General features: G+C 63.7%; 15 protein-coding genes and 1 pseudogene. 10 read left to right on the top strand and 6 right to left on the bottom strand.

Translation table 11 applies throughout. The features are described from left to right. The first annotated feature begins 30 nt into the window (after nucleotides 1-30). The 7 genes from NKI46_RS20240 to NKI46_RS20210 are packed head-to-tail and all read left to right on the top strand — an operon-like array spanning nucleotide 31 to nucleotide 6353. On the top strand, nucleotides 31-663 hold the full coding sequence (locus tag NKI46_RS20240) for a DUF4129 domain-containing protein (protein WP_352747615.1): 633 nt from the start codon (nucleotides 31-33) through the stop codon (nucleotides 661-663). After that, nucleotides 660-1868, top strand: a complete 1209-nt coding sequence (locus NKI46_RS20235) for a hypothetical protein (RefSeq protein WP_023682901.1) — start codon at nucleotides 660-662, stop codon at nucleotides 1866-1868. Before NKI46_RS20240 ends, NKI46_RS20235 begins: the two co-directional genes overlap by 4 nt. After that, a complete protein-coding gene (locus tag NKI46_RS20230; RefSeq protein WP_352747612.1) occupies nucleotides 1855-2811 on the top strand; it encodes an AAA family ATPase in 957 nt (318 codons plus the stop codon). Before NKI46_RS20235 ends, NKI46_RS20230 begins: the two co-directional genes overlap by 14 nt. After that, on the top strand, nucleotides 2808-4118 hold the full coding sequence (locus tag NKI46_RS20225) for a DUF58 domain-containing protein (protein ID WP_352747609.1): 1311 nt from the start codon (nucleotides 2808-2810) through the stop codon (nucleotides 4116-4118). The genes NKI46_RS20230 and NKI46_RS20225 overlap by 4 nt, the downstream gene beginning before the upstream one ends. After that, nucleotides 4115-5134: a stage II sporulation protein M gene (locus tag NKI46_RS20220; protein WP_352747606.1), complete on the top strand. Its 1020-nt coding sequence runs from the start codon at nucleotides 4115-4117 to the stop codon at nucleotides 5132-5134. Before NKI46_RS20225 ends, NKI46_RS20220 begins: the two co-directional genes overlap by 4 nt. Next, nucleotides 5121-5987 carry an RDD family protein gene (locus tag NKI46_RS20215; protein ID WP_352747603.1) on the top strand — a complete coding sequence of 289 codons (867 nt, stop codon included), beginning with the start codon at nucleotides 5121-5123 and terminating at the stop codon, nucleotides 5985-5987. The genes NKI46_RS20220 and NKI46_RS20215 overlap by 14 nt, the downstream gene beginning before the upstream one ends. A gap of 12 nt (nucleotides 5988-5999) precedes the next feature. After that, on the top strand, nucleotides 6000-6353 hold the full coding sequence (locus NKI46_RS20210; RefSeq protein ID WP_352747600.1) for a hypothetical protein: 354 nt from the start codon (nucleotides 6000-6002) through the stop codon (nucleotides 6351-6353). A 7-nt stretch (nucleotides 6354-6360) separates the two neighbouring features. Here NKI46_RS20210 and NKI46_RS20205 read toward each other — a convergent pair whose 3' ends face one another. Then, nucleotides 6361-7047 carry a D-lyxose/D-mannose family sugar isomerase gene (locus NKI46_RS20205; RefSeq protein ID WP_023694398.1) on the bottom strand — a complete coding sequence of 229 codons (687 nt, stop codon included), beginning with the start codon at nucleotides 7045-7047 and terminating at the stop codon, nucleotides 6361-6363. A gap of 151 nt (nucleotides 7048-7198) precedes the next feature. Here NKI46_RS20205 and NKI46_RS20200 point away from each other — a divergent pair, with 151 nt between their 5' ends. From NKI46_RS20200 to NKI46_RS20190, 3 genes and pseudogenes are all read left to right on the top strand, one after another. Then, nucleotides 7199-8257, top strand: a complete 1059-nt coding sequence (locus NKI46_RS20200) for a D-TA family PLP-dependent enzyme (protein WP_352747597.1) — start codon at nucleotides 7199-7201, stop codon at nucleotides 8255-8257. A 69-nt stretch (nucleotides 8258-8326) separates the two neighbouring features. Next, nucleotides 8327-8631 (top strand): annotated as a pseudogene (locus tag NKI46_RS20195) (type II toxin-antitoxin system RelE/ParE family toxin). Continuing rightward, nucleotides 8624-8920, top strand: coding sequence for an addiction module antidote protein (locus tag NKI46_RS20190; protein WP_352747594.1), 297 nt, complete (start codon nucleotides 8624-8626; stop codon nucleotides 8918-8920). Before NKI46_RS20195 ends, NKI46_RS20190 begins: the two are co-directional and overlap by 8 nt. A 47-nt stretch (nucleotides 8921-8967) precedes the next feature. Here the strand turns inward: NKI46_RS20190 and NKI46_RS20185 are convergent, their stop codons facing one another. From NKI46_RS20185 to NKI46_RS20165, 5 genes are all read right to left on the bottom strand, one after another. Continuing rightward, entirely contained in the window at nucleotides 8968-10599 is a 1632-nt protein-coding gene (locus tag NKI46_RS20185) for a tetratricopeptide repeat-containing sulfotransferase family protein (RefSeq protein ID WP_352747591.1), read from the bottom strand. A 35-nt stretch (nucleotides 10600-10634) separates the two neighbouring features. Next, nucleotides 10635-11306 (bottom strand): outer membrane protein, encoded by a 672-nt coding sequence (locus NKI46_RS20180; RefSeq protein ID WP_023739271.1) that lies wholly within the window; start codon nucleotides 11304-11306, stop codon nucleotides 10635-10637. 194 nt (nucleotides 11307-11500) lie between these two features. Further along, nucleotides 11501-12253, bottom strand: a complete 753-nt coding sequence (locus NKI46_RS20175; protein ID WP_023682911.1) for a heme ABC transporter permease — start codon at nucleotides 12251-12253, stop codon at nucleotides 11501-11503. A 169-nt stretch (nucleotides 12254-12422) separates the two neighbouring features. Continuing rightward, nucleotides 12423-14195 carry a glucan ABC transporter ATP-binding protein/ permease gene (locus NKI46_RS20170; RefSeq protein ID WP_023672897.1) on the bottom strand — a complete coding sequence of 591 codons (1773 nt, stop codon included), beginning with the start codon at nucleotides 14193-14195 and terminating at the stop codon, nucleotides 12423-12425. Nucleotides 14196-14538: 343 nt separating this feature from the next. After that, on the bottom strand, nucleotides 14539-23118 hold the full coding sequence (locus NKI46_RS20165) for a glycoside hydrolase family 94 protein (RefSeq protein ID WP_352747588.1): 8580 nt from the start codon (nucleotides 23116-23118) through the stop codon (nucleotides 14539-14541). Nucleotides 23119-23276 lie beyond the last annotated feature (158 nt).

Below are 23276 nucleotides of genomic sequence, written 5' to 3'. Positions count from 1 at the left end.
CGAACCGCAGGTTGCAGGGGGGGCGAAAAGGTGACTGCTGCACAGCCGGACGCTGCGCAAGCCGAATGGCTGGCCAAACTGCACAAGCAGTTGCTGTCGGACGATTCGATCCAGTTCGACCTGCCGGCCTACGTACAGCCCAAGACGCCCGAGTGGCTAAAGCCGCTGGCCGAATTCCTGGCACAGCTCGGCCCTTACATGATCTATCTGTTCTGGGGGGCCGTGATCACAGGTGCCGCAATCATTCTGCTGCTGATTTTCCTTGAGGTGAAAGGCGTCGCCTGGCGCCTGCCCTGGTGGCGCAAAAAGAGCGTGACCGAGGCGGAAGCGACATGGCGCCCCGACATTGGCGCGGCGCAGGTCCTGCTGTCGGAAGCCGATGCGCTGGCCGCCCGGGGCGAGTATGAGGAGGCGGTGCATCTCCTGCTGCGCCGCAGCGTTGCCGACATTGCCGGCCGCCTGCCCGACTTCCTGCGCCCGTCGCTGACCGCGCGCGATATCGCGGGAGCGGCGTCGCTGCCAACGCGGGCGCGTGGCGCCTTTACCCAGATCGCGCGCATCGTCGAGGCGGCGTTGTTCGCGCGCCGGCCGGTCGGGCCCGAGGGCTGGCAGGAGGCGCGCAGCGCCTATGAGCGATTCGTCTTCAGGGATGCCTGGACGTGAGTGACGCGACAGCCGACATCGCCCAGCAGGAACCGTTCAGCCGCAGGACGGTGTTCTGGGGCATTTTCGCCAGCCTGCTCGCGGCGGCGGGCTTCTTCCTTTTGTCCACCTATGCCCCCGATTTTCGCCAGCCGAGCGTCGGTGGCGCAACGCCGCTCTCGAAGAGCGGCATCGGCTATGCCGGCTTGGCGGAATGGCTGGAGCTGACCGGCGAAGCGCCCGACATGGCGCGGTCCGACAGCGATCTCCAGATCGACACGAACCTCCTGATCGTCACGATTTCGCCCGACAGCGACCCGGATGCGCTTGCCAACATCGTCAAGCTTCGCAAGGGCCTGGATACGCTCTTCGTGCTGCCCAAATGGGCGACCTTGCCGCTGTTCGAGCACGAGGGGTGGGAGATGAAGATCCAGCGGCTGCCGGACGTCGTGGTCAACGACTGGCTCGCCCGGATCGCCAAGGCCAAGCTCGGCGAAGGTGAGACCACGGTCAAGCAACTCGACGTCTCAGGGCAAATGGTCAGCGTTCCCGACCAGCTGCAATGGGTGGCCGACGAACACCCGCTGATTGCCGCCGGCAACGGTAAGGCCGTGCTGACCGAGGTCGAAGACGAGCGGTTCTACATTCTGACGGACCCCGATCTCATCAATAACGCCGGCTTGAAAGATCCCGACAAGGCGGCGGCGGCGCTCAAGCTGATCGAGCTCCTGCAGCCCGAAGAGGGTGCCGTCATGTTCGACCTGACGCTGCATGGCGTCGGGCGAAAATACGATCTCGCCAAGCTTCTGGTCGAGCCGCCCTTCCTGGCGCTGACGCTGACCATCCTGGCGGCGGCGGCACTTGCCTTCCTGCATGGCCTTGGCCGGTTCGGGCCGCCACGGGCCGATCAGCGCGCCATCGCCTTCGGCAAACGCGCGCTGGTCGACACCACGGCGATGCTGTTGCGCCGCGCCGGCCGGCTGGAGGAACTGGGCGACCGCTATGGAGCACTGGCACGCGTGCGCGCCGGCGCGCTGCTCGGCGCGCCGCACGGTTTGCAGGGCGAAGCGCTCGACCGCTGGCTCGATTCCCGCGACAAGGACGAAGCCGGCGGTTTCACGACCCGCCTGCAAGCTGCGAACGCGGCAAAGACCCTGACACAAATGCATGATGCAGCCGAAAAGCTGCACGACTGGACGGCAAGGAGGCTCGGTGAACGTCGATGATGTGAAGGCCCTGGCGACACAGATCAGGGAAGAGGTGGCCAAGGCCATCACCGGGCAACACGATACGGTCGATCTGATGCTGACGGCATTGTTCGCCGGCGGGCATATATTGCTCGAAGGACCGCCGGGTACGGCCAAGACGATGACGGCGCGCTGCTTTGCCCAGGCGCTGGGGGTCGCCTATGGCCGCATCCAGTTCACGCCCGACCTGATGCCCGGCGATATCGTCGGTTCCAACATCTACAATTTCCAGACCGGGCAATTCACGCTGACGCGCGGCCCGATCTTCTGCGACCTTTTGCTCGCCGACGAAATCAACCGCACGCCGCCCAAGACCCAGGCTGCCCTTTTGGAGGCGATGCAGGAGCACGCCGTCACCTTCGACGGCACCACCCATGCGCTCGGCCAGAATTTCATGGTGGTGGCGACGCAGAACCCGATCGAGCATCAGGGCGTCTATCCCCTGCCCGAGGCCCAGCTCGACCGTTTCCTGTTCAAGCACCGGGTGAGCTACCCCGGCGCGCAAGAGGAAAAGGCGATCATCATCCACCATGGCGGCGGCACCGCCTCGCACGATATCAAGCAATACGGCATCACCGCCCAGGCCGACCGCAAGACGCTGGAAAAGGCGTTGGCGACCGTCGGCGAGGTTACGCTGGTCGATGATGTCGTCGACTATATCGCCAGGCTGGTGCGCGCCACGCGCGAAAGCCCCGACCTCGAGGTCGGCGCCAGCCCGCGCGCGGGCGCCATGCTGGCGAGAGCTGCACGGGCTCGGGCAGCGCTCGACGGGCGTGCCTATGTCATCCCCGACGACGTCAAGGCGCTTGCCGTGCCGGCGCTGCGCCATCGCGTTATCCTGTCGCCGGCGGCGCAGATCGACGGCCGCCTGGTCGAACAGATCGTGACCGACCTTGTAGACCAGACGGAAGCGCCACGTTGATTTATCCGAGCGGCCGGGCAGTCTGGGCAGGTGCGGCCGGTGCAATACCGGCCTTCCTGATCGCGCTCGCGCTGCCGTCGATGTGGTATCTCGGCCTGTTGTGGATCTGCGCGCTGCTTGCTTTCCTGGCCGTGGACGCGGCCGCTGGGCGCGGACGGGCTTCTCTGAACGCCAGCATCCACGCCCCGCCGCAAGTCAGCGTCGGCGGCCAGCTCACCGTCAATGTCACCGCCAGGCTCGGCGGACGGCCGCGCGCCGTGCAGGCGCGTCTTGGCCATGACGAGCGGCTGCAACCGCTGGGCGGCACCGGCGGCGCATCGACCGCCGAGGCCGGCAGCGCATCGCTCGATCTCAGATTTCAGGCGCTGCGGCGCGGCATTGCCAGGTTCGATCGCCTGTGGGTGCGCTGGCGCGGGCCGTTCGGGCTGGTCTGGAACCAGGTGGTGCTGCCGATGGACGGCAAGGTGGTGGTGCTGCCCAACGTCAGCAGCGCCCGCGACGAGGCGATCACGCTTCTGCAGCGCCAGGCGCTGCCCGACGGACATGCGCAGCGCCGCGCCGGCCAGGGCCGCGAATTCGAGGCGCTCAAGGACTACCAGCCCGGCATGGGCCGGCGCATGATCGACTGGAAGCGCAGCGCCCGCCACGGCAGGCTTCTGGCGCGCGAATTCCGTATCGAGGAGAACAACAACATCGTGCTGGCCATCGATAGCGGCCGGCTGATGTGCGAGCCCGTCGACGGCGTGCCGAAGGTCGACCGCGCCGTCACCGCAGCCTTGCTGTCGGCGTTCATTGCGCTGAAGGGCGGCGACATGGTCTCCCTGTTCGGCTTCGATGCGCGGCCGCGCGTCTCCAGCGGCGCCGTGCGCGGCTCCGCCAGCTTCGCCATGATCCAGAAGCGGGCGGCGGAGATCGACTATTCCACCGAAGAGACCAATTTCACCCTGGCGCTGACGACCCTTGCAGCAAAGCTCGACCGGCGTTCGCTGGTGATCATCTTCACCGACTTCGTCGATCCGATCAGCGCCGAACTGATGCTGCGCACCGTCGGCCGGCTCACCGAACGGCATCTGGTGCTGTTCATGATGATGAAGGATGTCGAACTGGAGACACTGGCCGACATGCCGCCGGACGCTCCAGAGAATGTGGCGCGCTCGGTCGTCGCCGGCGGGCTGCTGCGCGAAAGGCAGGTCGTCATCGGCAGGCTCAGGCTGCTCGGCGCGCACGTCATCGAAGCCGATCATCAAAGGCTCGGACCAGCACTGGTCGAGCGCTATCTCGAGCTCAAGCGGGAGGATCTGTTGTGAACGCGCTGGTCGGCAAGGATGCCGTGCGCCAGTCGCTGGCGAGCTTCCGTTCGGAGCGCGAGGCCGACTGGAAGGCGTTCGAGGCGCTGCTTGCCCGGGTCGAGAAACGTGCGCCGCGCACGCTGTCGGAAGACGAGCTTTTGTCGCTGCCGCTGCTCTACCGCTCGGCGCTGTCCTCGCTTTCGGTGGCGCGGGCGACGTCGCTCGACAATGCGCTGGTCAGCTATCTCGAAGCGCTGTGCCTGCGCGGCTACTTCTACCTCTATGGCGCGCGTCGCGGCTTGCGGCAGCGCATCGGCGATTTCTGTCTGCATGACTGGCCGCATGCCATTCGCGATTTGTGGCGCGAGACCTTGCTGTCGGTCGTCCTGACCTTTGTCGGCGCCGGCGCCGGCTACTGGCTGGTGGCCAAAGACAAGGGCTGGTTCGACGCCATCATTCCGCCGAGCCTGGCCGGCGGGCGCAACCCGGATGCCTCAGTCGAAGTCCTGCGACAGGTGCTTTATGACGGCGCCGACAGCAATTTCCTGTCGGGCTTCGCCGCCTATCTGTTCACGCACAATGTCCAGGTGGCGATCCTTGCCTTCGCGCTCGGCTTTGCTTTCGCGGTGCCGAGCGTGCTCCTGATCCTGATGAATGGCTGCCTGCTTGGCGCGATGTTCCAGATCTACATCGCCAAGGGGCTCGGGCTGGAGCTGGGCGGCTGGCTGTCCATCCACGGCACCACCGAGATGTTCGCGATCGCCTTGGCGGGCGCCGCCGGCATGCGCATCGGCACGCGCATCGCCTTCCCCGGCGAACTGACGCGGATGACGGCTGCTGCCTATGCCGGGCGCGTGGCCGCCACCACCATGGTCGGGGTGACGATCATGCTTTTGTTTGCCGGCCTGCTCGAAGGCATCGGCAGGCAGGTGATCACCAGCGACGTGACACGCTATGCCATTGGCGGCGTCATGCTGACGCTGTGGCTTTGCTATTTCTATGTGTTCAGGGTGGTGCGGCATGGCAACCGCTAGGCGTGCTGCCGTCTCGACAATACGGCCGCTGGTCACGCCGGAAGGCGTCGATCTCCGGATCAAGCTCGCCGATGCCGGCACCCGCGCCGCCGCTTTCCTGCTCGACTTTGTCATCATCATCGTCACGGCGATCGTGATCTCGATCGTTGCACTGTTCGGGCTGGCCGGCCTCAAAGGCGAAGGCGCGCAGCCGCTGTTCATCGTCTGGATCATCCTGATCTTCTTCCTGCGCAACGCCTATTTCATCGTCTTCGAAGCCGGCCGCCGCGCCGCCACACCCGGCAAACGGATGCTCGGCATCCGGGTGGCATCGCGCAGCGGCGCCGGCCTGTCGATCGATCAGGTCATTGCCCGCAACCTGATGCGCGAGATCGAGATCTTCCTGCCGCTGTCGATCATCCTAGGCCGCAGCCAGATGGGGCTCGCCGACACGCTGTCGACGATCTTCGGGCTGGTGTGGACGCTGCTGTTTGCGCTCTTCCCGCTGTTCAACCGCGACCGCATGCGCATCGGCGACCTGCTGGCCGGAACCTGGGTGGTGGAGGCACCCAAGCTGGCGCTGGTCGAAGACCTGTCGCAACGCCAGGATACCACCACCCGCGCCTTCCGCTTCACCCAGGCGCAGCTCGATGCCTATGGCATCGCCGAACTGCACAAGCTGGAAGAGGTGCTGCGCCGCGACGACTATTTCGCGCTGAAAGCCGTGGCCGAAACGATCGGGCGCAAGATCGGCATGACGATCGAGCCGGTCGATTCCAGGGCCTTCCTCACCGCCTATTATGGCGAGCTGCGGGCACAGCTTGAGCGCAAGCTTTTGCTGGGGACGCGTAAGGCGGATAAGTACCAGCGGTAGATCGGAGTTCGGATGCCGGCTCAAGTTAGCGAAGCGGAAAAAGCCAGAATAGAACGCGCCATTCAGGCGGCAGTCTCCGGATCCTGGAAGGAATTTGCAGAACTCACCGACGAACCGTTTCCAAACGATGCATCGATGAGGGAGCAATTCGGAGATACTTCTTCCCGACTTCAGCAAGCCGACGGAAATTGGGAAATGACCTCAGGCATAGGTATCGTGCCTGAAGGCAGCGCGCGCCTGATCACAGTCTTGATCAAGGCGCCGCCCACCGTGGATATTGTCCTGACGCTGCACAGCACGAGCGATCGGGATGACAGCACGATCAGCATCTGGACGTTCTTTCAGCAGGTGAATTGGGGCGATTAGGCCTCGCCTACCCCACCCACTTCTCATAGTCGGACACCAGCAGGTGCACCGGCGCGACATCCTCGTCGATGTTGGAGAAGCGGCCGATCGGCTCGCGGAAGACGTTGTCGGTGAGATCGTCATTGACGGTGGAGACCTCACCGATCAGCACATCCTTGCCCTCGGCCCAGAAGGCGTGCCAGACGCCGGGCAGCAGCGTCACGCTCTGGCCCGGGTCGAGCTTCAGGAGCCCGCCTGCCGGCAGCCTGTGGATGGTGCCGTCGACCGGCACCGTCACTTCGGCCTTCGGATCGATGCCGCCGTCGCGATCGTGCATGAACAGTTCCAGCACGAGCTTACCGCCGCCGCGGTTGATGATGTCCTCGGCCTTGATGTTGTGGCGGTGCATCGGCGACAGCTGATCCTTGCGCGAGATCATGATCTTCTCGGCATAAAGCATGCCCATGCCCTTCTTCATGTCGGCATAGACGCCGTTGCGAACGGTGAACAGGAACAGGCCGAGTTCGTCGAATTTTTCCTGGCCGTAATCGGTGATGTCCCAACCGAGCCGCGAGGTGAAAATGGCGGCGGAGTCGGCCTTGCGCGCCTTCATCTCTTCCGGGCTCCAGTAGGCGAAGGGCGGCATGATGTAGCCGAACGAGCGGATGAAGGCGTCTGCATCGCGGATGATGTCGTTGACGGTGGAGCGTTTCATGATCGTGATCCCTTCGCGTCGCGTTCCCTGGAGTTATCTGAAGCGCATAGCCGAACAGCGCTGCGGTGTCGACGCAAACTGCGTGCTGGCCCCATGACATCCGTGCGGATCGGGGTCATAAGTCCAGCCAGATTTCCCAGGGTGATATTTCATGCAAGGCATAGACGACCTCGACACGCCGGCGATCCTCATCGACGCAGCCCGCGCCGAAGCCAACATCACACGAGCGCAGGCGCATGCCGACCGCCGGGGGCTGAAACTCAGGCCGCACATCAAGACGCACAAGCTGCCTTATTGGGCGAAGAAGCAGCTGGCGGCCGGCGCGGTCGGCATCACCTGCCAGAAGATCGGCGAAGCCGAGGTGATGGCCGATGCCGGGCTGACCGATATTTTCCTGCCCTACAACATCCTTGGCCGCGCCAAGCTGGAGCGGCTCAAGGCCCTGCATGGCCGTGTGACACTGTCAGTGACGGCCGACAGCCTCGAAACGCTGGAGGGGCTCGCCGCCACCTTCACCGATGCAGGGCACCCCCTGCCCGTCCTGGTCGAATGCGACACCGGCATGGGCCGTTGTGGTGTGCAAAGCGCCGCCGAGGCGCTGGCACTGGCGAAGTTGATCGACCAAGCCAAGGGGCTCACCTTCGGCGGGCTGATGACCTACCCCGCGGCCGGCCGCGCCGCCGAGGCTGAATCGTGGCTGGCCGGCGCCAAACAAACGCTCGCGGCCTCGGGCCTCGCCTGTGAACGCATCTCCAGCGGCGGCACGCCTGACATGTGGCGCTCGGGCGAGGACAGCGTGGTGACCGAATACCGCCCCGGCACCTACATCTACCTCGACCGCTACCAGGTCGCCAAAGGCGTCGGCACGCTCGACGATTGTGCGCTGACGGTGCTCGCCACCGTGGTCAGCCATCCGACGCCGGCCCGCGCCATCCTGGACAGCGGCAGCAAGGCGCTGTCCAGCGACACGCTGGGGCTCGCCGATTTTGGCGAGCTGCTCGGCATGCCCGGCGCCCGCGTCACCAGCTTGAGCGAGGAACATGGCACGGTCACGCTTGGAAATGGTGCGAAGCTTCGCATTGGCGAGCGCGTGCGCGTGGTGCCTGATCATTGCTGCGTCGTGACCAACCTGTTCGACCAGGTGCATCTGATCGACGGTGACAAGGTGCTGGAAACGCTGAAGGTGGAAGCGCGTGGGCGGATGGGGTGAGGCTTTTCGTTTTGGAGGCTCGCCCTATTTCGACATTGACGAATTGTAATTTATAACTTACTAGCCCCCATGGCAATCCTGAAGCAGACAGCCACCTTTCGGAGGTGGCACCAAAAGCTGAAAGACGGAAGAGCCAAGGCGGCAATTGCCGTTCGGCTGCAATGTTTGATTGTAGGAAATCCCGGCGACGTGGCCCCAGTGGGTGAAGGCATCAGTGAATTGCGCATTCACTATGGGCCCGGCTATCGCGTTTATTTCACAAGCGCGGTGAAACGGTCATCCTGCTCCTGTGCGGCGGGGATAAAAGTTCACAAGAAACCGACATACGGACAGCAAAGCGCCTGGCCGTAGAATGGAGTGACGACAATGGTTGAAAAAATCTATGATTTCGATCCCGCCGAAATGCTCGATTCCGATACGGCAATCGAGGCGTTTCTGGCAGAGGCAATGGAAACCGGAGACGCCAAATTCGTCGCGTCCGCCCTCGGTGTCGTTGCCCGCGCCAAGGGGATGAGCAACATTGCCAGAAAGACCGGCTTGGCTCGCGAGCATCTTTATACCTCGCTCAGCGAAAACGGTAATCCTACGCTGGAAACCACAGTGGCGGTCATGAAAGCATTCGGCTTTCATTTGGCCCCAAAGCACGATGCAACTCAGGTCTAATCTACGCCAGCGCGCGTCGAGCGCGAGGTTGTTCGGGCCAACTGAAATCAGGACGGATAAACCGGACCCAGCGCCGCCTTCAGCGGATCCAGCGCGTCGCCATACAGCTTCCAGCGCTCGACCGAGGATGAATAGATCGGCTGGCGCACCTGCCAGCGGCTCGGCGTCCGCACGGTGCGCTCGGTCTCGTTGAAACGCAGGCAGGCATCGTCCCACTCGATGCCGAGGAATCCGATCAATCCACGGGCGCGATTTTCGAAATCGGCGACCGTTTCTTCGTAGGGCATGTCGTGGATATTCAGCGGGATGACCTTGGTCCAATGGCGCATCAGGCGGTCATACTGCCGGTAATACTGCCCAAGCTTGGTAAGATCGGCATTATAGCCGTGCGCCTCGGAAAAATTATGCATGAAACAGGACGCGCAATTGTCCATCGGGTCACGCCGGCAATGGATGATGCGGGCATTCGGCAAGATCAGGCTGATGAAGGCCAGCAGCTCGAAATTATGCGGCATCTTGTCGACGACAAGCCGCGCCGTGTTGTTGCGCTTTTTGAGATCGTCGAGATATTTCGATCCAAGCTCCTTGGCCTTGGCCGCAGTGAGCGCCGCCATGGCCTTGGTGAAAATGGCTGGGTCGAGCTTGTCGAACCCAAGTTCGCCGGCAAGTGAACGAATGGTCGACAACTCGCCGGCGCCATGGATATCGCGATGACTGGCGCATATCTGCTCGGTCAGCGTCGTTCCCGACCGTGGCATGCCGACGATGAAGACCGGGCGTCTGGATGGATTTCCCAAATTGGCTCGCGCCTCGAAGAAGCCGGCGTCGAAGGTGTCGATGAAGCTGTCGTAAAGCTGGGTGTGCCGGTCGATGTCGAAATCATTGCCGGAAATCGCCTTTGCCCTCGCGAAATGGCGGATTGCCGGGCCATAATCGCGCTGATCATTGAGCATCTTGCCGGCGGCGTGGTGCAGCACTACCCGCTCGCGATCGGTGGTCGTCGGCAATTCCAGGCGTTTCAGCACCAAAGGCAACGTCGGATCGTCCTTGACCGCCCGGCGCGCAAGCGCCATTCCAGCCAGCGCCTCGACATGGCCCGGGTCGATGGCAAGGGCCTTGCTGAAGCATTCGACCGCCTCGGCCGGCCGGCCAATGTCGGTGAGCAAATCGCCCATACCGGCAAGTGCCATCACCGACTGGCCGTCGATAGCCAGCGCCTGGCGATAGAACCCTTCGGCAATGTCGCCCTCGAGCTGGCTGCGGTAGGAGCGGCCGAGATTGCACAGCGCTTCGATGAGCCCTCCGTCGAGCTCGATCGCCTTTCTCAGATGTCTGCGCGCCTTGTCGACGTTGCCGGTGACATTGTAGGCATTGCCGAGATTGTTGCGGAAGATGGCGTTGTCCGGTTCGAGCTTGACCGCCCTTTCCATATAGGCAATGGCGGCGTCATGATGCTCGGCCTCGATGGCGAGCGTGCCCATCAGGTTCAGCGCCATGGCATTTTTGGGCTGCGTGCGAAGCACCGTCTGGTAGCAGAACTCGGCCTCGCGAAAACGCTTGCGCCGTTGCAGGTCGATGCCGCGCTGCAATGTCTTTTCCGCCGGCTCACCGGCGGTCGGCAGCGAGGCTGGGATCATTGCCGGCAGGCCCAGGGGTTGCCGGCGTGGCAAGAGCGGCATCCGTCAAATCCCGGTCGCGGCCTGCGACGAACCAATCAGAACTTCAGGGTAACGCCAAGCTGGAGATTGTGGGAGTACAATTTGGCGTTCTCGTATGTGCCGCCGCCATCATTGTCGTCTAGATCCACGCTTGTCACGGCCTTAAAGCGGTAACCGAAATCGAGGTCGACATTCTGCGTTACCGCGTAGGTAACACCGGCGCCCACCTGGCCGGCGAAACCCCAGCCGCCAGGCCCGTATCCAAAGGCGTGGCCATCAAAGTGAGTATCGGCGGTAACATAGGCCGCGCCGAGACCGCCGCCGACATAGAGTTTGGCATCACCAAAATGCGCAACATCGGCCCAGACGTTGGCGAGAAGATAGGTGGCCGACAGATTGCCGGAAGCCGGATAGTTGCCGACGCCCGTGTAGCTGTATTCGCTTGCCTTGTAGCGCGCGTAGGACAGTTCGCCTTCGACACGAAACACATCGTTGATGCGCCGACCGACAGCGCCGCCGATTACGAACCCGGTATCAAGATCGACTGAATACCCAGTACCATTGTAGTCCGTTTTCACATGGTTCGGGAAACTGGCGCCGCCGAAGAGCGTGACGTACCAGAGATCCTCTGCCCTCGGAACGTCGACGATCGCGTCGGCGGCGTACGCCGAACTCCAGCCAAGCGCCAATGCAAATGTCGAGACGCCAGCCAACAAGCGCAGTTTCATCGCCGATTCCCTCGCTACAACTAGTGACTGGTATCACTCTTGCTTCGCGGCCGAGCTGTCAAGAAAGCAAACGAGATCAAGGAGCCAAGCGAAGTCGGGAACAATCTTTTGAGAATTCTTGTTGCTGCACCGCAACATAGCAGCACATGCTAATGTTTGGCGGCAGGCGTATGGCTTCGGTTTTGAAAATCGCGCTAGTCGGCCTGCCGTGCTGCCACCCTGCGCATGGCGATCACCCGCCGGCGGCGGATTTCGGTGCGCATCGCCGTCAAATGCAGCGCGAAGAACAGCACGGTGAAGCCGAGCGCCATCACCAGCAGCGGCCATAGCAGGCTGGGATCGATCGTCGGTCCGCCGAGCCGGAACACCGACGCCGGCTGGTGCAGCGTGTTCCACCAGTCGACCGAGAATTTGATGATCGGGATGTTGATGAAGCCGACGAGCGTGATGATGGCGGCGGCCCAGGCGGCGCGGCTGGCGTCATCCAGCGCACGCGTCAGCGCGATGATGCCGAGATACATCAGGAACAGGATGAAGACCGAGGTCAGGCGGGCGTCCCAGACCCACCAGGTGCCCCACATCGGCTTGCCCCAGATCGAGCCGGTGACCAGCGCAAGTGCGGTGAAGGTGGCGCCGATCGGGGCTGCCGACTTCAGCGCGACATCGGCCAAGGGATGGCGCCAGACCAGCGTGCCGAGCGCGGCGACGGCCATCACCGTGTAGCACATCATGGCGAGCCAGGCGAAAGGCACGTGGATATACATGATGCGCACCGTGATGCCCTGCTGGAAATCCTCAGGCGCGGCAAAGCTCATATAGAGACCGATGGCGAGCAGGATCGCGGCGATCGACGCCAGCCACGGCACCAGCCTATCGGCCAGCCCGACAAAGCGCGTGGGGTTGGCGAGGTCGGTCCAGCCGGCGAGGCGTGAGGAGGTATCGCTCATAAGGTCTAGATAGACCGGCGGCGCGTTCGGGGCAATCGAGGGAGTGTCGCAGTCTTATTTACCCTCCCCCTCGTGGGGAGGGTCGCTGCAAAGCAGCGGGGTGGGGTGGCGGGCACTACCCCACCCGGACCTTCGGTCCGACCTCCCCACAAGGGGGAGGTAAAAAAGCTTACGCAGCTTCGATATTCACCGTGCGGCTGAGACGGCGGACTTCCTCGTCGTTGAGCAGGCCGCCGGCGCGCAGCAGGCTGGCGAAACGGCCATTGCGCAGCGACAGTTCGGCGAAGCCGCCCATCTCGACCACCTTGCCCTTGTCCATGAACACGACCAGGTCGGCGTCGCGGACGGTGGTCAGGCGGTGGGCGATGATGAAGGTGGTGCGGTTGCGCCTCAGTTCGTCGATGGCTTCCTTGACGCGGTCCTCGGTCTCGACATCGAGCGCGCTCGTTGCCTCGTCGAGCACCAGGATCGGTGCGTCCTTGAGCACGGCGCGGGCAATGGCGATGCGCTGACGCTCGCCGCCTGAAAGCTGGCCGCCGCGCTCGCCGACGACGGTGTCATAGCCGGCGCTCTTGGCAAGGATGAAATCCTGCGCGGCAGCCGCATTGGCGGCGGCGTGAACCTCGTCATAAGTCGCCTCGGCACGACCGACGCGGATGTTGTCCTCGATCGAGCGGTTGAGCAGGCCGGCATCCTGGAAGACGGTGGCGATCGAATGACGCAGCGACTTGCGGGTCACCGTGCGGGTGTCGATGCCGTCGATCAGGATACGGCCATGAGACGGCGAGAAGACGCGCTGCAAGAGGTTGATCAGCGTCGTCTTGCCGGCGCCGGTCGGGCCGACGATGGCAACCGTCTGCCCGGCCTGGACCTCGAAGGAGACGTCGTCGACGCCCTGCCGCGAATTGGCAAACTCGAAGCCGACATTCTCGAAGCGGACATGGCCGGTGACGTTGGTGAGGTCGCGCAAGCCGTCCGGCTCGGCGGAGTCGGCGGCCGAATCCTCGAGGTGATAGAAGTCCTCGAGCTTGGCGCGGGCTTCGGAAATCTGGTTGGCGAAAGCCGACATCTGGTCGAGGCGGGCAATCAGCAGCGTGGCAAAGCCGGTGAAGGCGATGACGTCGCCGATCTTGAGCTGGCCATGGGTGACCAGATAGGCGCCGATCAAAAGCACAACCATCATCGAAATGGTCGACGACAGGCGGTGCAGCGCATTGGCCATCGCCCACCAGTCGAGCACCGGGTTCTGCGCGTCGAGCAGGTTCTTGACATAGCGGCGCAGCGTATCGGCCTCGTGGCCGAGACGGTTGTAGCTCTGCAGCACGGCGACATTGCTGACCGAGTCGGTCACATGCGCGAACACCTGATGGTAGTGGCGCTCGACCGCGGCCTGGCCCGCCTTGGTGCGCTTCATCACAAGCCGGCCGATGCCGACATAGAGAACGCCCAGCGCCATCAGCACCAGCGACATGCGAAGATCCATGCTTATAGCGGTCGGAATCAGCAGAGCCAGCGCAACAGCCGTCGACAGATGCTGGCGCATGAATTCAAGCCACAGGCTGAACAGCGTCTCGACGGCGCGCAGCAGCGTGTGCAGCGCGTTGGAGGTGCCGCGCTGGTGGTGCCAGGCGAGCGGCATGGTGATCACGCGCTCGAACGACTGGCACAGCACCTCGCTGCGCCGCTTGTGGGCAAAACGGTCGGCGCCGCGCGCCACCAGCACGAAGGCGACGATGTTAAAGGCGCCGAGACCGGCCCACAGCGCCAGCGTCGAAAACACCGAACCCTTATCGGAGATGGCGTCGATTACCCGGCCGAACATGATCGGCTCGAGGATGGCGATAATGGCGAGCGCGACATTCGCACCGCAGATAAACGCAACGCGCTTCCTGTCGGCTGCGAGATAACCCAGCGCTCTCCAGTAGATTTGCAGAAGTGACACTTCAGCTACTCCGCCCAAAACATTATTGTGCACCGCACCATTTCTTGACACGTACCGGTTAACGGGTCGCAAAACAATGCCCGTCTACCTCTTCCGTTCCCATTCTGCGAACAAAAGATGACGACGTTGCGAAATCTGCCGTGATCACCTAACGGTTTGAGATAAAAGGTGAAATGTCAGTCTTGCGGCAAAATCATGGCAACAGCTGGCCCTGCCACATTTTTAGTCACTGCACGCTTGGACCGCCGTTATCGGGAAGGCACGCCGTTCTGCGCCAGGAGCATGTCGAAGTAGAAAACGCGCGCCTCGAAAGGCGCGCGTCAATAACCTGAAGCCTTTGATTTTACGAGGGTATCTTGACGACCACCTCGGTCTTGTCGCCGGCTTTCGGCTGAAAACCGGAAGATTTTGTCTTGGTTCCATTGACTTCGAGCGAGATTGATTTGGCCTTTTTGTCGCGGATGACGCGAACCTTGATCTCCGACCCCAGCATCTTCAGCGTGGCAGAATAGCCGTCCCAATGGCTGGGCAGTTTCGGCCGGAACGTGATCTGCTTGCCCCGCCGCTCAATGCCCAGAATGCCTTCGACCGCAGCACGGTAGAGCCATCCCGCTGAGCCCGTATACCAGGTCCAGCCGCCGCGACCGCCCTTGTCCTCACCGGAATAGATGTCGGCGGCAACGACGTACGGCTCGACGCGATAATGCTCGGCCGATGCATCGTCGAGCGCATGGTTGACCGGGTTCAGCATCGAGAAGCAGCGATAGGCATCGTCGGTGCGGCCCATTTCGGCGAGCGCGATCACGAACCAGGTCGCCGCATGGGTGTACTGGCCGCCGTTCTCGCGCACGCCCGGCGGATAACTCTTGATGTAACCAGGGTCCTTTCTCGTGTTCTGGAAGGCCGGGGTAAACAGTTTGACGATCTTGAGCTTGTCGTCGACCAGCAGGTTCGTCGCCTGCTGCATCGCCGTGGTCGAGCGCGCGGGGTCGCCCTCGCCGGAGAGCACGCTCCACGACTGCGCGATGGAGTCGATCTTGCACTCGTCCGAATTGTGCGAGCCAAGCGGCGTGCCGTCATCGTAGCTGCCGCGGCGATACCACTGGCCGTCCCAGGCGGTGCTTTCCAGCGCCCGCTTCAGCACATCGGCGTGTTTTGTCCAGGCCTGCGCCCGCTTGGTGTCGCCCTGCCCCTTGGCCACGGTGGTAAAGTCGCCCAGCGTCTTCAAAAGGAACCAGCCGAGCCAGACACTCTCCCCCTTGCCGGCTTCGCCGACGCGGTTCATGCCGTCGTTCCAGTCGCCGCCGAGGATCAGCGGCAGCCCGGCCGGGCTGCTGCGCTTGACCGCAAGGTCGAGCGCGCGCGCGCAATGGTCGTAAAGCGAAGCGCTCGTCTTGGAGATTTCCGGCGTGAAGAAGGCGTCGTGCTCGCCCTCGCCCAACACCTGCCCGTCGATGAAAGGCAGCTGCTCCTTCAGGATCCCTGTATCGCCGGTCACCTCGATGTAGCGATTGGTGGCATGCGCCAGCCAGACCACATCGTCGGAGATCATAGTGCGCACGCCGGCGTCGGTGCGCGGCAACCACCAATGCTGGACGTCGCCTTCGGGGAACTGCCGGCGCGCCGCATTGAGGATCTGGTTGCGCGCCAGTTTCGGATCATGCGCAAGCAGGGCCAGCGTGTCCTGTAGCTGGTCGCGGAAGCCGAAGGCGCCGCTTGCCTGATAAAAGGCCGAGCGGGCGCGGATGCGGCAGGCCAGGCTCTGATAGGGCAGCCAGTGATTGACCATGGCGTCGAGCGCCTTGTCGGGCGTCTCGACCTGGATGGTGTCGAGGAAGCCGCGCCAGACGCGTTCATTATCGGCCAGCCGCTGGTCGAAATCCTTGCCCGAATGGGTCTGCACCAACGCGCTCGCTTCGGCTGATGTAGCGGCGTCGCCAAGCAGCCAGACCAGCGTGACGTCGCCGCCGGCAGGGATGTCGATGTCGCTGGCGACAGCTGCGCACGGATCGTCGCCGGCCTCGACGCGGCCCGACAGGCCGGCGCCGCTGACGACAGTGTGCGGGAAGGCGCTGGTGCCCTGCCTGCCGATGAACTCGCCACGATCGGCTGTCACCGAATGCACCGGACCGGTGGCGGCCAGGAAGGCCACCCGGTCGCCGAAATCGAGACCGTAGGGGTTTTGCGCCAGAAGCGCGCCGGTCGCTGGATCCCTGGACGGGATGATGGTCGCAGCCGTGCTCGAGCGATGGCTGCCGAGAACCCATTCGGCATAGGCATAGATGCGCAGCCGCGCCGGCGCCGAGCCCGAGTTCTGGATGCGCAGCCGCGTGATCTTCACTGGATCGACGGGATCGACGACGTGCGTCAGATCCATTGACAGCGGGCCGCGTTTGGATCGGAAGGTCGAGAAGCCCTGGCCGTGCCATGTCTCATAGGTCATCGAGGGATCGCGGACCACGGCAGCCAGCGGCGAGAATGCCTTGCCGCTGGCCTGATCGTAGATGTAGATGCCCTCGCCCGGCCGGTTGGTGACCGGATCGTTCGACCATGGCGTCAGTTGGTAATCGCGGCTGTTGCGGCTCCAGGTGAAGGCAGCGCCTTCGGCCGAGACATGGAATCCGAACGAGGTGTTCGAGACGACGTTGATCCAGGGCTGCGGAGTCGTGCGCCGGCCGGTGAGACGCGTGACATAGTGACGGCCATCGCCTTCGAAACCGCCGAAGCCGTTCCACTGGCTGAGGCCGCTGCCGTCGGCGCTGCTGTCGGACGCGGCATGGTATGCAGGCGCCGCCGGCACCGGCAGAGACGGCTCGCGCAGTGACGCGGGGGCCGCCGGCTGCAGGCCATCGCGTGCTTGCAAGGCTGCCGCCTCGGCGCGTTCGATCTGGTCGAAGATGGTGCCGTTGCGCGTGTGCAGAACCACGCGGGCAACCGCCAGCAGCGTCTTGTACGTCGCCTCGTCCATCAGGTCGCGGCGCACGGCGAAGATGTGCTGGCGCGGCCCGAGTTCCTTGCCGCGCAGGCGGCTGTTTTCGCATAGCGTTTCGACCGCGCGCTGCAGGTCCTGGACATAGGACGATGCCTGCTCGTTGACGACCACGAAGTCGATCATCATGCCGCGGGCGCGCATATACTCCTGGAAGCGCAGCGCCTGGGCGACAATTTCGAGGTCGGCCACGTCGCCGATGCGGACCAGGAAGATCGGGAAATCGCCCGAAATGCTGGTCGGCCACAGGCTGGACTGCTTGCCCAGCCCCGAAGCGATGGATTCGCCGGGCAGGCGCAGGAACGGATCGGGATAGATCAGGAAGCGCGCCAGCTTCTGCACGTTGGCGGCGTCGGTCAGGCTGAGACCAAGATGGCGGGTCTGCACCTGCGAACGCGTCCAGGCAAGCATCGCCTGGCGAGCAAAACTTTCGGGATGGTCGAGCCTGGCGATGGCCTCGTCCAGTTCGGCGCGGTTGGCGCCGACGGCGGTCCAGAAGGTCAGCGATATCTTCTTGTTGGCCGGCACCCGCACCTGGCGGCGCAGGGCCGCTACCGGATCGAGGGTGAAGCCGTGGTGACCGCCAAGCTTGGCGCCGGGATCGAAGGCCGCCGCTTCCGCGATGGTACGGCCACGGCCGATGAAGGCACGGCGGTCGGTTTCGGCCTCGGCATCGCGCGCCGACCCGGACGGATCGGTGACGAAATGCACCATGGTGACGTCAGGCTCGTGCTTGTCGCGCGTGCGCCTGGTGGCAAAGATGGCACCGTTGTTGGCAGCGATCTCGGTCTCGATAAACATTTTCGAGAACGCAGGATGGGCATTGTCGGAGGCTTCGTTGCCCAGCACCAGCTCGGCAAAGGAGGTCACCTCGATATGCCGGTCAGTGGCGCCGTCGTTGTAGAGCGTGACGCGCCGTCCCTCGCCATTGCCTTCCGAGATGACGATGCATTCGACCTCCGAACGCAGCGAGCCCACTGTTTTGACGAAGCTCGCCTTGTCGTCGGAAAACAGCGTTTGCACTCTCTCGCCGGTCGCCTGCTTCGGCTCCGCGGTGGCCGACCACCAGTCGCCGCTGCCGGCGTCGCGCAGGAAGATGTAGGAGCCGAGCCGGTCTTCGGTCGGGTCGGGCTGCCAACGGGTGACGGCGAGTTCGCCCCAGCGGCTGTAACCGGAACCGGTGGCCGAGACCATGACGGAGTAGCGGCCATTGGACATGACGCTGGTGGCGCGCAACGCCCTCAGCGGGTCGAGGACGATGCGCGAATCCGGGCTCTCGACCTCGGTCTCGTCCTTCGAGCGCTCGTCGGCTTCGGTCCTGACCGTGGCGGTCGGGATGTCGCGCGGCGCCCTCTCCTGAAGCAGGAGTTCGGCAGACTCGATCACCGGATCGCTGTGGAAGCGGTCGCGCAGCCTGCCCTCGAAGATGGCGTCGGCAACGGCGGCGATCGACATGCCGGAGTGATGCGCCATGTAGTTCAGGACAACGGCATGGTCGGTGCCTTCCGGCACGCGCTGCGGCGTGAAGTCGACGGCGTCATAAAAGCCATGCCGGCCGAGAGCGCCGATGGAGCGCAGCCTGGCCAGATTCTGGACGGATTCGCGCGGTGTGAACTGCGCCGCGAGGATCGTGGCGTAAGGCGCGATCACCGTGTTCTGGCCAAGGCCGCGCTTGAGACCAAGTCCGGGCACGCCGAAATTGGTATACTGGTAGGTCAGTTCGCGGTCGCGGGCGTTGTAGGCCGCTTCCGAAATGCCCCAGGGCACGTTCTTCGAACGCGCGTACTGGATCTGGCGCTTGATGATCAGCTTGCTGGTCTGGTTGAGGATCGACCCCTGCGGCTCCTTCATTACCAAAGGCGGCATCAGATACTCGAACATCGAGCCCGACCAGGACATCAGCGCACCCTGGAAGCCGATCTCGACAATCGGCCTTCCAAGCCGGAACCAATGCTCCGTGGGCAGGTCACCCTTGGCGATGGCGAACAGGCTGGTCAGCCGCGCCTCGGAGGCGAGAAGATCGTAGCAGCTCTCGTCGAGCTGATGCTCCTCCACCCGGTAGCCGATCGACAGCAGTTTGCGCTCCTGACGCATCAGGAAAGAGAAATCCATCTCGAAGGCATAGCGGCGGCAGCGTTCGCGCAGCGCCAGCAGCTTGGCGCGCAAGGCTTCGACGGCGTTTTCGTCGCTGTGCGAGTCATGCACATGCGCCTCGCAGGTCGCTTCCAGCCGTGCCGCCCAGTCGGCGATAATGTCGCTGCGCTGCGATCCGGCCTCGGTGTGGATGGCGGTGGCGAGCTTGCGGATCTCGCCGGCAAGCACGGCCAGGTTAATGGTGCGGATCGAGGCCATCTCCGGCTGCGCCTTGATGGTCATGACGGCGCGCCGCATGCCGTCGAGGCGGTCGGCCAGACGCTGGCGCAACGGCCGCAGTTGCCGGCGGTCGTCAGGCAATTCCTCGAGGCTCTCGTCGAGGATGCTCACCGTGTCGAGGACGCCTTCGAAATCGCCCTGCAGGTGAACGGACGGGGCTTCCGCCCACTCGGCACAGGCCGCCGCCACCGCGACCAGATGTCCGGCCAGATTGCCGCTGTCGACGGCCGAGATGTAGAGCGGATAGAGCGGCTTGAGCGTCGTGGTGTCGTACCAGTTGAAGAGGTGGCCGCGGTTGCGCGGCATGCTCTCGATGGTCGTCATCGTGGCGTCGATGCGAGTGATGGCGTCGGAGAGCGCGATCCAGCCGAAATCGCGTGCCGACACCACCGACAGCAGGTAGACGCCGATATTGGTCGGCGACGTCCGCGGCGCCACAACTGGCGCCGGGCTTTCCTGGAAATTGTCGGGCGGCAGATTGTGGTGCTCGGCCGTGACGAAGGTTTCGAAATAATGCCAGGTGCGGCGCGCCACGGTGCGCAGCGCGTGGATGTCGGCCTGCGATATGCGCAGGCGGTCCTCGGTCTCGGCCGAGCGGCTGATCCAGCAGGCAACCGCCGGCGAACCGATCCAGAACAGAGCGAAGAAGAAGGCGACGAAGGCACCGGTGGAATCGGCCAGTACGGGAATAGCGAGACCGACGACGCCGATGATCACGGCGCCATACATCATGCTGTAATAGGAGCCGAGATCGTTGTCGCCGCCCTTGTGCGCCTGCGACGCGGTGCGCCATTCCAGCAGATTCTGGCGGCTGACGAACAGGCGGTCGAGCGTGCGCACGATGGCGTCGCCCATCATCCAGGCATTGTGCGCCATCAACAGCACTTTCAGCGCCACAAGGGCCGTGCCGAAGACGGTGTCGTGCGCCAGCGCGGAGAAATGGCCGCGCGGCGTCTGGTCGCCGCTCTTGGGCAGGATGGCGTTGACGACATCGAAGGTCGGCGCCATGAACAGCGACAGGATCAGCAGCGCCTGCCACTGCGCGGCCTGCGTGAAGGGCAGCAGCGTCCAGCCGGCAATCGCCGCCATCACCCAGAAGATCGGGGTCAGCGAGCGGCGCAGATTGTCGACCATCTTCCAGCGCGACAGCGCCGGCACGCCGGAACGCGGCGAGACGATGAAGCGCAGCAGCTGCCAGTCGCCGCGCGCCCAGCGGTGGTGGCGCGAGGCGTCGACCGAGTAGCGGGTAGGATAGTCCTCGACCAGTTCGACATCGGTGACAAGTGCTGCGCGCGCCAGCGCACCTTCGAGCAGATCGTGGCTGAGGACGGTGTTTTCCTCGATGCGGCCCTGCAGCGCCGCCTCGAAAGCGTCGACGTGATAAAGGCCCTTGCCGGTGAAGGAGCCGTCGCTGAAGACGTCCTGGTAGAGATCCGAGACGGCAAAGACGTAAGGATCGAGACCGCTGTTGGACGAGAAGACGCGCTGGAAGAAAGAAGCGTCGTCGCCGCTGGTGAGCGAGGCTGTGATGCGCGGCTGCAGAATGGTGTAGCCGGCGGTAACGACGCGCTTTGTCGCGTCAAAATGCGGGCGGTTGAGCGGATGGGCGAGCTTGCCGACCAGTGACGACACGGCGTCGCGCGTGGTGCGCGTGTCGGCGTCGAGCGTCATGACATAGACGACCTTTTCCGGCAGCGGCACGTCGAGCGGCAGGAAGGTGGTGTCGCTATCGCCGCGCAAGAGAAGGTTCAGCTCATGCAGCTTGCCGCGCTTGCGCTCCCAGCCCATCCAGGCGCCCTGCGCCTGGTTGTAGAGCCGGCGGCGATGCAGGATATAGAAACGCGGCGCGCCTTCCGAGGGATAACGGGCATTGAGCCTGGCGATCTCGTCGCGCGCATATTGCAGGATCTCGATGTCGGCGGCGTCGATCTCGGTCTTGGAATCCGGCCAGTCGGACAGCAGCGCGAAATGGATTTCTTCGGCCGTGTTGGCGAGGTGATGCACCTCGATGTTGCGGATGTTTTCCTCGACATCATCGCGCGAGCCGATCAGCGACGGCACCACGACCAAGGTGCGTGATGCCGCCGGAATGCCGTGCTTGTAGTCATAGCCGACGAGCCGCGTCGGCTTCAGGAACAGTGAAACAACGGTGTTGAAGAAGGCGAGCGCGCCTTCGCTGGCAGGCACCGCAAACAGCGCCAGCATCAGCGTGATGGATTCCACCGACAGGCCAAGATGGGCAAGCGCATTGCCGGAGACAACCAGCAGTAGCACCGTAAGCAGGAAGACCGGCACAACGATGCCGAGCCAGCCCGTGGCGGTGAAGGCGCGCTTGAAGGTCACATGGAAGGGCGGCCGGTAGCCGATCGCCTCTTCCAGATCCGGCCGGCGCGGGCCGACCAGGAAGAAGCCGACATCGGTATGCATGGCCGGATCGGCTGATGCATCCGGCACGCCGGAGGCATCGGTGACGCCGGGGACATGGCTGGCCAGCTCGATGGCCTTTTCGGCGACACGGAATTCGGACAGGTCGGAGCGGCGCGCCAGTTGCTCGATCGACGTGCGGTACTGGTCGCGCGAAAAGAAATCGAGCGCGGCGAAATCGGTGCGCTCGCGCAAGAGCGTGTCGATGCGGCTGACGCCCTCGAACCACACCGTCCAGTCGACGTCGTTGATGAGGCGCAGGCCGCGGATGATGTTGCCGGTGGTGACATTGCCGCTGGACAGCGTGCGATGCTCGGAAATGATGATTTCCTCGGCGTCGGAGCCGGTTTTCTCGAGCTCGACCTCCAGCCATTCCAGCGCCCTGCCGGCATTCTGCGAGCCGTCGCGCAGGCGGTAGAGCAACTGGGTGGCGAAGGTGGTGTCCTGCGCATGCGCGCCGTAGCCCGACAGGATCTTCCGGCGGTCTGCATTGTCGTCGGTCGCCAGCACGCGGTCGGCGACCTCGTTGGCGATATGGCGCATCTGCCTGGTGCGGTCGACGCGCACGGCGATGCGGCGCAGATTCTCGATTAAAACGAAGCGCAGCAGCGACGGCAGCGCCCACAATTCGCCGATCTTGAGCGGCTCGACCGACTGAAAACCCTCGACGATGGATTTGAACATGGTCGCCGAAACCGAACTGTCGGAATGGGCAACATAGCTCCAGGCCAAGGCCAGCGCGCGCGGCACCGCGGCGCGATCGGCAACTTCCAGGGTCGGCAACTGCCGGTAGAAACGGCGCGGCAAGTCGCGCTTCACCTGAAAAATGGTCTCCTCGACGAGATAATTGTTGTCGAGCAGCCATTGCGCGGCAGGCGTGATGGTTTCGCCCTTGGCCTGGGCGGCATTGGTCGAGCGGTAGACTTCGAGGATTTTCTTGGCGCTGTCGCGGATGCGGGCCTGGAAATCGAACGGCGTCAGGCCGAACAGGTCCTTGATGTCGCCGTTGGCGAGGCTTTCGCCCAGCGCGCGCAGCCGCTCTTCGGGCAGGAAATTGGAGCGTATCGGCTCTTCGGTGATGACCGGGAAGCCGGCGCTGGACTTTTCGATTTGGGCAGGATTTGTCTGGATATTCATTGAAAATTCCGCATGGGGGACGCGATGCGGCGCCACCGCCACGGCAATGTCCCTAAAACCGATTCAAATGCAATTGGTTGCATGATTACACTGGCCGAAAGTTTTGCTTCGCACCACGCCAGAGGCGTTATCCCTTCGACATTTTAAGTGGGGCTTTC

This window comes from Mesorhizobium sp. M0615, from assembly GCF_040320805.1.
Lineage (GTDB): Bacteria > Pseudomonadota > Alphaproteobacteria > Rhizobiales > Rhizobiaceae > Mesorhizobium.
The sequence above is the reverse complement of the archived record's forward strand: the minus strand, read 5'-3'. Positions and strand labels throughout refer to the sequence as shown.